7 protein-coding genes and 3 pseudogenes are annotated in these 11,698 nt (G+C 63.6%); 9 read left to right on the top strand and 1 reads right to left on the bottom strand.

The window, feature by feature from the left end; translation table 11 throughout:
* Positions 1 to 118: 118 nt before the first annotated feature.
* Positions 119 to 1,171, bottom strand: a complete 1,053-nt coding sequence (locus ACPEE0_RS16565) for a LacI family DNA-binding transcriptional regulator (RefSeq protein ID WP_424574888.1) — start codon at positions 1,169 to 1,171, stop codon at positions 119 to 121.
* Between the two features lie 199 nt (positions 1,172 to 1,370).
* On the opposite strand from ACPEE0_RS16565, the pseudogene ACPEE0_RS16560 reads away from it, so the two are divergent.
* The 9 genes and pseudogenes from ACPEE0_RS16560 to manD all read left to right on the top strand — a co-directional run bounded on the left by ACPEE0_RS16560 (position 1,371) and on the right by manD (position 11,678).
* Positions 1,371 to 2,727 (top strand): annotated as a pseudogene (locus ACPEE0_RS16560) (ABC transporter substrate-binding protein).
* Positions 2,728 to 2,733: 6 nt separating this feature from the next.
* Positions 2,734 to 3,747 carry a carbohydrate ABC transporter permease gene (locus tag ACPEE0_RS16555; RefSeq protein ID WP_424574887.1) on the top strand — a complete coding sequence of 338 codons (1,014 nt, stop codon included), beginning with the start codon at positions 2,734 to 2,736 and terminating at the stop codon, positions 3,745 to 3,747.
* Entirely contained in the window at positions 3,744 to 4,667 is a 924-nt protein-coding gene (locus ACPEE0_RS16550) for a carbohydrate ABC transporter permease (protein WP_133348622.1), read from the top strand. Before ACPEE0_RS16555 ends, ACPEE0_RS16550 begins: the two co-directional genes overlap by 4 nt.
* Before the next feature lie 2 nt (positions 4,668 to 4,669).
* Positions 4,670 to 5,518 carry a sugar phosphate isomerase/epimerase family protein gene (locus ACPEE0_RS16545; protein ID WP_424574886.1) on the top strand — a complete coding sequence of 283 codons (849 nt, stop codon included), beginning with the start codon at positions 4,670 to 4,672 and terminating at the stop codon, positions 5,516 to 5,518.
* Positions 5,515 to 6,677 (top strand): annotated as a pseudogene (locus ACPEE0_RS16540) (Gfo/Idh/MocA family protein). Before ACPEE0_RS16545 ends, ACPEE0_RS16540 begins: the two are co-directional and overlap by 4 nt.
* Positions 6,678 to 6,681: 4 nt before the next feature.
* On the top strand, positions 6,682 to 7,587 hold the full coding sequence (locus ACPEE0_RS16535) for a sugar phosphate isomerase/epimerase family protein (protein WP_424574885.1): 906 nt from the start codon (positions 6,682 to 6,684) through the stop codon (positions 7,585 to 7,587).
* Between the two features lie 3 nt (positions 7,588 to 7,590).
* Positions 7,591 to 8,994, top strand: a complete 1,404-nt coding sequence (gene uxaC, locus ACPEE0_RS16530) for a glucuronate isomerase (protein ID WP_424574884.1) — start codon at positions 7,591 to 7,593, stop codon at positions 8,992 to 8,994.
* A pseudogene (locus tag ACPEE0_RS16525) lies at positions 8,991 to 10,410 on the top strand (mannitol dehydrogenase family protein). The gene uxaC and the pseudogene ACPEE0_RS16525 overlap by 4 nt, the downstream one beginning before the upstream one ends.
* A gap of 38 nt (positions 10,411 to 10,448) precedes the next feature.
* On the top strand, positions 10,449 to 11,678 hold the full coding sequence (gene manD, locus ACPEE0_RS16520) for a D-mannonate dehydratase ManD (protein WP_424574883.1): 1,230 nt from the start codon (positions 10,449 to 10,451) through the stop codon (positions 11,676 to 11,678).
* Positions 11,679 to 11,698 lie beyond the last annotated feature (20 nt).

Here is an 11,698-nt window from a genome sequence, read left to right as displayed (position 1 = left end):
ACGGCGCGGGAGTCCCCGCCAGGGCCTAACGGACCTCTGCACTGAGGAAGGGCGGACGACGGCGGGTGCTTCCCGCCGTCGCCCGCCCTTCCTGTGTTCGGGTCGGAACCTCACGGGCTCAATCAGGTGCAGGCCCGGTGGATTGGCGGATTGTGAGATGAGTGGGCATAACAGCAAGCTTCCGGCTTGCTCCGCCGGGTACCGGATTGAGCTGGGACAGCAACATGGCCACTGCAACGCGTCCAGCCTGCTCGATGGGACTTGAAATTGTTGTTAGAGGGGGGTTGCAGAAGTCCGCCCCGAAAATGTCGTCTGATCCGACAATGCTCATGTCTTCCGGTACGCGAATGCCCCGCGCCTGGAGTCGCTGCAGCATTCCAATAGCCAGCAGGTCATTGAAGACAACGCACGCTGTTGCCCCTGTTCTCAGCGCTGCATCGGCCGCTGCTGCCCCTGACGTTGTCTTGGGGATGAAAGGACCAATGCGGTGGGTCTCCATGCCACGCCTCCTGGAGTCCTCCTCAAAGACTTTCCAGCGCATTTCGTTCGACCACGATGTGGGCGGACCTCCCACGTAGCAAACTCTGTTATGGCCCAGTGAAGCCAAGTGGTCCAAGGCCTGGATGATGGCGGACGGGGTGTCGATTACTACTGACGGTGCATCAGCGGATGCCCGGTTGATGGTCACCAAGGGCTGGGACCCGGCCACCTCCGCAAGTTGCGCATCGGTGAGGCGTGAGGCTGCAAGGACGAAGCCGTCGGCCGAGCGCCGCATCTTGTGGAGTGCATCCAATTCCATCTCACTGGACTCTTCTGTATCCACCAGCAGTTGGGTAAGGCCGGCGGCTTTGAGCTGGTGCTGTGTTCCTCTGATGATGTCGAAGTAGAAGGGATTGGTGATATCCGGCACCAGGACCGCAACCGTGCCCGTCCGGCCCGAACTGAGGCCCTTTGCTTGTGAGCTGGGAACATAGTTCAACTGGGCGGCAGCTTCCTGGATGCGTTGCCGGGTGTGCTGGTTCACCCGGTCAGGCTTGGAGAGGGCCCGTGACACGGTGGACGTTGCCACCCCCGCGAGTTCTGCAACGTCTTTGATTGTTGGCATCCGGTCCGCAGGCGCGGGACCTTTGCGGGCTTCTTCATGTGCCGGGCCAGTAGCAGGAGTGGTCATGGGGCGTTCCTTTCGCGCTGACGCGTCGGATCCCGTTACCACTGCGGAAAACGCCAACAGAAATATTTCATCAGTTTTGGCAACTTATGGCAATCGCTTGCCGCAACATTGCTGCGCTCCTAAGCTGGTCGATGAATCGCCTGCAGTGACGTGCGCCACTTGTCCTTGTGGCCGTGTGGGCGTCCCAGAGGAGAGAACAATGAGGTTTAGATCGTCTACAGGGGTCGCAGCAATCGTTACGGCGGCAGCCTTGGCACTGACTGGCTGCGCCGCTGGTTCAGAATCATCCGGCACTTCAACGAACGCGGACGGGAAGGTGGACGGCACCGGCAAGACCCTGAATGTCCTGGTCGGGTCCTTCCCCAGTACCCGGAACAGCAGAAACAGTGGCAGAGCGAGATCGCCGAGAAGTTCAAGGCTGAGACCGGGGCTGAAGTGAAGTTTGAGACCTTCGCCTCGGCGAATGATGAACTCACCCGCATCCAGACATCAGTGGTGTCCGGCCAGGGCCCGGACGTGTACGGCCTCGGGACGACGTTCACACCTACCGCTTATGCCACAAATGCGTTCGTCAAGCTGTCAGATGAGGACTGGGACAAGGTGGGTGGCAAGGACCGTTTCAATCAGGCCACCCTCGGCATTTCAGGCCCTGATGAGGAGAACCAGGTAGGCATCCCCTTCGTGAGCCGCCCCTTCGTGATGGCCTACAACAAGGACCTGCTGGCTGCGGCCGGCATCGAAAAGCCCGCCACCAGCTGGGACGAACTCGCGGAGCAGGCAAAGAAGATGACCAAGGACGGCACCTACGGGATCGCCACCGGATACAAGGACAACTTCGACCCCTGGAAGTTCATCTGGGCCATGTCGGTGCAGGCCGGAAACCCGCTGGTGGACGGCGACACATTCAAAATGGATGATCCCGCCGTCAAGAAGGCCTACGAGACGTACTTCGGCTGGCTGACGGAGGACAAGGTTGTGGACCCCGCATCAGTCGGGTGGAGCAACAGCAACGCTGTGGCCGCTTTTGCCAGCGGAAAGGCCGGTTACCTGATGATGACCACGTCCAGCTCGATCCCGACTCTCGAGAAATCGGAAGTCGCCGGAAAGTACGAGTATGCCCTGATGCCCACCGTCGCCCCGGGGAGACGGAGTCCAAGTCCGAGGATGACGCCGCGAGTATCCTCTCCGGCGACAACCTGGTGGTGGCTGACTACTCCAAGCAGAAGGATCTCGCCTTCGCCTATATCAAGCTGGTCACCTCCAAGGAAGAGCAACTGAACTACCAGAAGATCTTCGGTGACCTCCCGGCCAACGCCGAGGCTCTTGCCAGCCTTAGCGACCCTAAGCTCAAGCCTCTCGCCGAGGCAGCCGAGAAGTCACAGGCAACGCCTTTCACCGGCGCATGGGGTGACATGCAGCTCGGCCTCCTCAACGTTACTGTCCAGTCGATTCCCGACCTTGCCGCCGGCAAGGTGGACAGCTCCGCCCTCGAAGCAAGGATCAAGGAGGCCCAGGAGAAGGGCCAGGCATCCCTGGACCGGGCCTCCAAGGGATAAGTTCTGATGTCAACCGACGCCTCCAACGAAATCCGGCTTGCGGCGGAGTCCGCCGCAAGCCGGGCGGCAGAGACTGCCGCTGATGTCCCCGGCCAGGAGCCGGGCAACCAGAGCAGCCCGCGCCGCAAAGGCCTGAGCGAACGGGACCGGCCGCTGTGGATGCTTATCCCGGGCGGGTTCCTGATGATCATCATCATCGTGGTACCGCTCGTCCTGGGCATCTACATGTCCGCCCTCGACCTGGACCAGTACACCCTGCGGAAGTGGATCAGTTCCCCGTTCATCGGCGTGGAGAACTTTGTCGAAGCCGTGACTGCTTCGCCGCTGCTGAACGCAGTCTGGCTCAGCGTGAGCTACTCGCTGATAGCAATGGTCGTGACACTGCCGCTGGGCATAGCCGCTGCAGTTGCAACCCAGAACGCGTTCAAGGGCCGTGCAGTCATCCGCTCGGTTTTCCTGATTCCGTACGTCCTGCCCTCCTTCGTTGTGGCAACAGTCTGGCGGACGATGTTCCAGCCCGAGGGAATTATCGACAGGGCGTTGGGCACTTTCGGAATCGACGCGGGACTGTGGCTGAACGGTCCCGAATCGTTCTGGACCCTGGTACTCGTCCAGATCTGGGCGTCCTGGCCATTCATCTACCTGCTGGCGCTCTCCGGGCTGCAGGCCGTGGACCACGAAGTGCACGAGGCCTCAGCCCTTGACGGGGCGCTCTGGTGGAACAAGCTCCGGTATGTCGTGTTTCCCTACCTAAAGGGCCCGCTGGCGCTGGCGTTCCTGATCGGAATGCTGCACCACATCAACAACTTCACGCTTCCCTTCGTGCTCTTCGGTGTACCGGCGCCCGCTGATGTGGAGGTTCTCCCCATCCTTACCTACGTCACGAGTTTCCAGAGCTTCCGCTTCGGCCTGAGCGCGGCCATGGCTTTCATCTCCCTGGTCCTCATTGCCATTCCGCTGTTCATTTACCTCCGCGCCGTTAAGCTTGACGACGCCGAATCACCAGGAGCCAAGAAGTGAGCACCTCGACCGCCAGCCGGCATTCGGCAGTACACCACGACATCCCCCGACCGGGTTCGAAACGACAGCACGAAGTGCTGCGACTCCTGCCGGCGCCCCTGCTGATCATCATCCTGGTATTCCTGGGCGCAGTGGTCCTGATTCCTGTGCTGTACATCTTCCTTGCGTCAGTGAACTCCGATATCGGCGTGGCCAACGGGGAGTTCTGGCCTTCATCGGTCACTTTTGAGAACTACGCCAAAATCTGGACCAGCGTGGGCCTCGCCACCGGCCTCACCAACAGCGTGCTGGTAGCGGGGGCCACGGCGGTAGTCTCTGCCGCCTTGTCCGTCTCCACCGCGTTTGTCCTGGTCCGTTACAGCTTCCGTGGCAGGCTGACCATCCTCCGGGGCCTGTTGGCGCTGCAGTCCGTCCCCGGAACGCTCATGGTGCTGCCGGTCTTCGTGCTGTTTTCCTCGGCTGCAACCTATCTTGGCATCCAGGTCATCGGAACGCAGTGGGGTCTTTTTGTCACCTACCTGACCTTCGCGATGCCGTTCTCCACCTGGGTGATGGTCACCTACCTCCGCGGGCTTCCCAAGGAACTGGAAGAAGCCGCACGGATCGACGGCGCATCCAACCTGGGAGTTCTTTTCCGGATCATCCTGCCCCTCAGCTGGCCCGGCATCGTTGTTTCCGGCATCTTCGCTTTCCTGCTCGGATGGAACGACGTGCTGTTCGCATCGGTCATGACCCGGCCGGAGAGCCAGACAGCTGCCGTGGCACTCCAAATTTTCGGGGCATCGCAGGAGGGCGGTGCCATCCCGTCCTACGGCCAGATGATGGCCGCAGCCCTGGTGTGTGCCGCGCCAGTGGTCATTCTTTACCTGATTTTCCAGCGCTACCTAGTAGGCGGGCTGACCGCCGGAGGAGTTAAATAACCATGGTTTCCAGCACTCAGGTCACCTGGCAGCTGTCAGGCTTCGGAGACGAAATCGACGACGACCCCGCAGTCCAGATTGCGGTGTTGCAGGCCCTCGGCGCCAACCACATCGAAGTCCGCAGCGCGTGGGGCACCAACATCGTGGACCTGAGCGATAAACAGCTCCAGTCCCTTGCGACGCTGCTGGCGGAGAAAGGCATGAAGGTCTCGGCTATCGCTTCCCCCATCGGCAAGGTGGACGTCACCCTCCCGGTGCAGCACGAAGTGGAGCGGCTGCGGCGGGCAGTGAATGCCGCCACGGTCCTGGGCGCCAAATACATCCGCATCTTCTCCTTCTACTACGGCGGTTCGGTGCAGGTGGAAAGCATCCGAGACGCCGTGATGGAGCGGATGCGGGTACTGGCCGATGTGGCGGAGGAAGCCGGCGTCGTACTACTGCACGAGAACGAAAAGGACATCTTCGGCGACGTCCCCGACAGGGTCCTTGACATCATCCAAACCGTCAATTCGCCGGCCCTGAAGGTGGCCTGGGATGCCGCGAACTTCGTCCAGGTGGGGGTCAAGCCCTTCGACGAGGGGTATGCGAAACTGCGCCCGCACCTTGAGTACCTGCAGGTCAAGGATGCTTTGTTCGAGAACGGGCATGTGGTTCCGGCCGGGGAAGGGGACGGGGATGTGCTCCGCACCGTAGAGGCACTCAAAGACGACGGGTACGAGGGCTTCGCCTCCCTGGAGCCGCATCTTGCCGGCGCCCACGGGCTCGGCGGATTCTCGGGTCCCACAGCCTTCGGTATCGCAGCACGCGCGTTTGCAAAAATCACCGCAGAAGCAGGAGTCCAGACGGCATGAGCACCCTGAACGTAGCCATCACCGGATGCGGAGTCATCGGGCGGACCCACGCCGTAGCCCTCAGGGAGTTCCCAGAGGTGCGCATTGCCGCGCTCGTTGACGCCATCCCGGCGGCGGCAGAATCCCTCGCGGACTTCATTGAAAAGAACGGCGGCGAGCGGCCGCCGCAATACCCCACGCTGGCGGAGGCATTTGCCGCCGAAGACATCGACCTCGTGGCCCTGGCAACCCCCAGCGGCCTCCACATCCAGCAGGGCCTGGAGGTCCTGGCTGCCGGCAAGCACGTGGTGATCGAAAAGCCCCTTGACGTTGACCTTACCCGGGCCCAGGAGATAGAAGCCGCGGCCAAGGAGGCCGCGGCTCAAGGGATCGTCGCTTCAGTCATCAGCCAGCACCGGTTCGACCAGTCAAGCGTCGCGGTCGCCGACGCCGTCACCAAAGGACGCTTCGGCCGGCTCACGTCCGCCATCGCCTCCGTTGCCTGGTGGCGCAGCCAGGGCTATCACGATTCCGGCGACTGGCGCGGCACGTGGTCCATGGACGGCGGAGGTGCGCTGATGAACCAGGGCGTCCACACCGTGGACCTGCTCCTGTGGTTCATGGGACGTCCCGTGGAGATCCACGCACACACCGCCCGGCTTGCCCACGAACGGATCGAGGTGGAAGACACAGCGGTTGCCACCGTCACCTTTGAAAACGGCGGACTGGCAGTCCTGCACGCCACCACGGCGGCCTACCCGGGCCTGACAGTCCGCGTCCAGCTGATGGGATCCGAAGGATCCGCCGTGGTGGACAACGACCGGCTGGAGTACTTCCACAGCAAAGACGCCGGCGGTGAATCGGCGGACATGGGCCTCCAAGGTGGTGGCAACAGGCGGAACAGGAACTGGCCAGGTATCCGGAGGAAGACTACAAAGCGGCGGACCCCACCGTCTACCCTGCCGGGCATGTCCGGCAGTACCGCGATATCCTGTCCGCCATTGCCGACGGAAGGCAGGCCGGCATCACCGTTAGTGACGCCGTCAATGCCCTCGCGGCGGTGCGCTCAGTCTACGTTTCAGCAACCCTCGGCCAGCCCGTCCTCTTCGACGACGTCCTGGCCGGCAAGTACAACGACCTTGAAGTCCGCACCGGCAGCTCCGCGGCAGAAAGCGCCTAAAGCCATGAAGTTTTCCGTGTTTACCGCATCCACCCCGCAATGGACCCCCGAAGAAGCAGTGCAGCACCTGGCCGACCAGGGCTGGGACGGCATTGAGTGGCGCATCACGGACCAGGCAGACGCCGCAGAGCCAGGCTTCTGGGCCGGCAACAAAGCCACCGTCCCGCTTACCGGAATGGAAGAACAGCTGGAAAGGATCGCCGCACTCACCTCCGGTGCCGGGCTGGAATTCTCCGGAATAGGGGGGTACGCACGCTGTGACAACCACGCGGACGTAGACCGTATGCTGGCCGCTACCGCCACGCTGGGCGCCGAAAAAGTCCGGGTGACCACACCTGCGCTGGGAACCGCGGCATGGGGCGGCGAACCGGCCAGTGGCACGCCCTACCCCGAGCTCTTTGATGGAGCCCGCCGCGATTTCGAATGGATCGCCCAACGGGCAGCGCACCATGGCGTCAAGGCTCTCGTGGAACTGCACCACCGGACCATCACCGCCTCGGCGTCGTCAGCACTCCGGCTGCTGGACGGCCTGGATCCGCGGCACGTGGGAGTCATCCACGACCTGGGCAACCTGCTCATCGAAGGCCAGGAGGACTACCTCCCGGCCTTCGAGCTCCTGGGCGACTATCTGGCCCACGTGCACGTGAAGAACGCGGTATGGGTCAACACCGGTGAAACCGACGAGTCCGGCGCAGCTGTCTACCGGAACGAGTGGGCGCCCCTGCGTTCGGGCCAAGGCAGCGTGTTGCAGTACTTCAAGGCGCTCGCCGCCCATGGCTATGACGGGTGGGTGACCGTAGAGGACTTTTCCACCGAACGACCGTTGGCCGAGCGGACGGCGGACAACCTTGACTACCTCCGTTCCGTAGCGGAACTGGCAGGGCTTTCCGTCCCGGCAGGGAGGCGCTGAACCATGGGCCAATTCATAGCGGACCATCCGGATCGGCTGCTGCCGGCCGATCCCGGTGTCCGGGACATCGCACGGTCACTGTACAAAGAGGTGGAGGGGCTGCCGATCATCTCCCCCCACGGTCACGTGGACGCGGCCGTCATCGAACAGAACAGCCCATTCCCGGACCCCGCCGCCCTCTTGGTCACTCCGGATCACTACGTCACCCGGCTGATCCATGCCGCCGGGGTGCCGATGGACCAGTTGGGCCTCGGCAGCCAACCGGCCGGCTCCCGGCAGGTTTGGCGGCACTTCTGCGAAGCCTGGCCAGCCTTTGAGGGGACCGCGTCCGGGTACTGGATCCGGCAGGAGTTCGCCCACGTGTTCGGGTTGCAGGAGGAGCCGACCGCGGACAACGCGGACCGTCTATACGACGCCCTGCAGGCCAAGCTTTCCGAGCCCGGTTTCCGCCCGCGTGAGCTGTTCAAGGAGTTCAACATCGAGGTGCTGGCTACCACGGATGACCCACTGGACTCCCTGGACAGCCATGCAGCCCTGCAGGCGGACCCTGCCTTTGCGGGCCGGGTGCTGCCCACCTTCCGGCCGGACCAGTACCTGAACATGGCGCACCCGGCGTGGCAGGACAACGTGGAGCGCCTCATCAGCGCCGCGGGGGAGGGCGCCACCGGTTACGCCGGGTATATCAAGGCGCTGGAGGCGCGGCGGCGGCACTTCGTGGAGCGCGGGGCGGTGTCCGCTGACCATGGCGTGTTCACGCCTGCCACGCTGAAGCTGGACGACGGCGAGGCGGAGCGGCTTTTCGAGCTCGGCCGCTCCGGCAAGGCAGGGCCCCGGGAACGGGATGCCTTCGAGGCGCACATGCTGTACCAGATGGCCAGGATGTCGGTGGAGGACGGCCTGGTGATGACCATCCATCCAGGCTCGTTCCGCAACCACCACACGCCCACGTTTGAGGCCTTCGGGGCCGATACCGGGCATGACATTCCGGTTGCGGTCAATTACACGGAGGCCATCCGGCCGCTGCTGCAGGACTTCGGGACGGCCAAGGACTTCCACCTGGTGCTGTTCACCCTGGACGAGACGGTGTTCTCCCGGGAGTTGGCGCCGCTGGCCGGGTTCTACCCGGCGGTGTACCTGGGGGCACCATGGTGGTTCCTGGATGCGCCCGACGCAATGCTGCGCTTCCGGTCGGCGGTAACGGAGACGGCGGGTTTCTCGCGCTCCTCGGGCTTCATCGACGACACCCGGGCGTTCTGCTCCATTCCTGCCCGGCATGATACGTCCCGGCGGATCGAGGCATCATTCCTGGCGCGCCTGGTGGCCGAGCACCGGATCAGCGAAGAACGGGCCCAGGAACTGATCATGGACATCGTGGATGCTTCTCCCCGGCGGGTGTTCAAGCTGTGAGTGCCGCGCCGCCTGTATTGAATCGCAGCTTAAAGCCGCTGCCTAAGGCGCCGGTGCGGATCGTGCACCTTGGGTTGGGTGCGTTCCACCGCTCGCACCAGGCCTGGTATACCCAGCATGCATCGGACGCGGCGGATTGGGGAATCGCAGCGTTCACCGGTCGCCGCCCTGATGCGGCGACGGCGCTTTCCACGCAGGACTGCCTCTATACCCTGGTTGAGCGGTCAGCAGGTGGTGACAGCTTCGAAGTCATCGGAAGCATCGTCGAAGCCGTGGACGGCGCCAATGTGGACAGGCTTTGCGAGCTGATTGCGGCCAGTGAGACGGCAGTCGTCATGTTGACCATCACCGAGGCGGCCTACGGGCTGGCAGCGGATGGGACGTTCGACGCCGACTCGCCGGCTGCCGCGGATGATCTCCGTGCGCTGTCGGCAATCGCAGCCGGGGGGACAGGAGTGCCTGGGTCGCCGTTGGGACGATTGGTGCTGGCCCTTGCAGGCCGGAGGGACAGCGGCGGGGGACCACTCGCCGTCGTCAGCTGCGACAACCTATCGGCCAATGGCGACGTTGCCCGCCGCGCCGTCCTGGGACTGGCAGCCGCCTTGGGCACGGGCCTCGGGGAGTGGATCGGGGCGAACGTCAGCTTCGTCAGCACCTCCGTGGACAGGATCACCCCACGAACCACGGCTGAGGATATTGAAGAAGTGGCAGAGCAATGCGGCTACAGCGACAGCTCGCCGGTGGTGGCCGAACCCTTCCGGAACTGGGTCCTCAGCGGCGATTTTCCTGCCGGACGCCCGCGCTGGGAGGAGGCTGGCGCCATCGTCGTTGACGATATAGAGCCGTATGAAAACCGCAAACTGTGGCTCCTGTAACGGTTCGCACTCGATCCTGGCGTACGCCGGGCAGCTCCGCGGTCACAGCACAGTTGCCCAGGCCTTGGCCGACCCGGTGTGCCGCAAACGCGTTGAGGATTTCTGGGACGAGGCGGCAAACCATTTGAACGCTGATGGCCTGGCCATCCCGCAGTACCGGCAGGCCCTGCTGGAGCGGTTCGGCAACGCCCGTATCGCCCATCGGCTGGCCCAGATCGCGGCAGATGCCACCAACAAGCTGCGGATGCGTGCCGTGCCAGTCCTGATGGCCGAACGGGCTGCGGGCCGCACCGGCGCGGCGAGCGCCCTGATGCTAGCCGCCTGGATGGACTATGTAGCCGGAACCCAGGACTTCCAGGATCCGCTGGCTTCAGAAATCCAGGCGGCCAACACGCTGGAGGGCGGCGAAAGGGTCCGGGCCCTGCTCCGCCTGGTCAGCGCCAGCATCGGCAATGATGCCGCGATAGTTGATCTGGTGCAGGGGCTCTGCGGATCCCTTACAGGCAACAAGGCGGCTGCCGCCGTTCCCACACGTCCCTAGACCCCCGCTTTCACTTCCGGAAGGAACAGTTGATTCCCATGAAAATCGTTGCCGCCGATGTCTTCGTGACCAGTCCGTCCCGTAACTTCGTTACCCTGCGGATCACCACTGAGGATGGTGTGACCGGTATTGGTGACGCCACCCTTAATGGTCGGGAGCTCGCCGTCGCCGCATACCTGAAGGAGCACGTTGCGCAGCTGCTGATCGGCAAGGACCCGCACCGGATCGAGGACACCTGGCAGTTCCTGTACCGGTCCTCGTACTGGCGCCGCGGCCCGGTGACCATGGCGGCGATCGCGGCGGTGGACATGGCGTTGTGGGACATCAAGGGCAAGCTCGCCGGGATGCCCGTCTACCAGCTGCTGGGCGGTGCGTCGCGCACCGGGCTGCGCGCCTATGGGCACGCCTCGGGCGCGGACATCCCGTCGCTGTTCGATTCGGTGCGGGAGCACCTGGAACTGGGCTACAAGTCCATCCGGATCCAGACCGCCGTGCCGGGCATCAAGGCCCTCTACGGTGTTGCGGCGCAGGCCCAGGCCTCGGGGGAGCGGTACGACTATGAGCCTGCCGGCCGGGGCGCGTTCCCGGTGGAGGAGGACTGGGACACCCGCGCGTACCTGCGGCACCTGCCCACCGTATTCGAAGCGGTCAGGAACGAGTTCGGGCCGGAAATCCCTTTGCTGCACGACGGGCACCACCGGATGACCCCGATCCAGGCCGCAAAGCTGGGCAAAGCACTGGAACCGTACGACCTGTTCTGGCTCGAGGACTGCACCCCGGCCGAGAATCAGGAGGGCCTGCGCCTGGTCCGCCAGCACACCACCACCCCGCTGGCCATCGGCGAGATCTTCAACACCGTGTGGGACTACCAGACCCTGATCAAGGAACAGCTGATCGACTACGTCCGGGCAGCGTCCACCCACTTCGGCGGGATCTCCCCGTTGAAGAAGGTCATGGACTTCGCCGCGCAGTACCAGATCAAGTCCGGCTTCCACGGCCCCACCGATATTTCCCCGGTCGGCTTCGCCGCACAGCTGCACGTGGGCTTGGCCATCCACAACTACGGCATCCAGGAATACATGCAGCACTCCGACAAGACCAACGAGGTCTTCGAGCAGTCCATGACCTTCAAGGACGGCTACCTGCACCCCGGCGACAACCCCGGCATCGGCGTCGAATTCAACGAAGAAGCCGCAGCAGCGTACCCGTACCAGCAGGCCTACCTGCCCTACAACCGCCTCATCGACGGAACGGTCCACGACTGGTGAACACGATCAAACCTGCCACA

Origin of the sequence: Arthrobacter sp. SD76, assembly GCF_049726125.1 — a bacterium.
In the GTDB taxonomy this organism is placed as follows: Bacteria; Actinomycetota; Actinomycetes; order Actinomycetales; family Micrococcaceae; genus Arthrobacter; species Arthrobacter nitrophenolicus.
Note: the sequence above shows the minus strand (reverse complement) of the source record. Positions and strands in the feature narration are given on the sequence as shown.

What these genes read in the sequence shown, in the direction of transcription:
- ACPEE0_RS16565 (WP_424574888.1), bottom strand. Translation starts at nt 1,171, where the DNA reads ATGACCACTCCTGCTACTGGCCCGGCACATGAAGAAGCCCGCAAAGGT.
- ACPEE0_RS16555 (WP_424574887.1), top strand. Translation starts at nt 2,734, where the DNA reads ATGTCAACCGACGCCTCCAACGAAATCCGGCTTGCGGCGGAGTCCGCC.
- ACPEE0_RS16545 (WP_424574886.1), top strand. Translation starts at nt 4,670, where the DNA reads ATGGTTTCCAGCACTCAGGTCACCTGGCAGCTGTCAGGCTTCGGAGAC.
- ACPEE0_RS16535 (WP_424574885.1), top strand. Translation starts at nt 6,682, where the DNA reads ATGAAGTTTTCCGTGTTTACCGCATCCACCCCGCAATGGACCCCCGAA.
- uxaC (WP_424574884.1), top strand. Translation starts at nt 7,591, where the DNA reads ATGGGCCAATTCATAGCGGACCATCCGGATCGGCTGCTGCCGGCCGAT.
- manD (WP_424574883.1), top strand. Translation starts at nt 10,449, where the DNA reads ATGAAAATCGTTGCCGCCGATGTCTTCGTGACCAGTCCGTCCCGTAAC.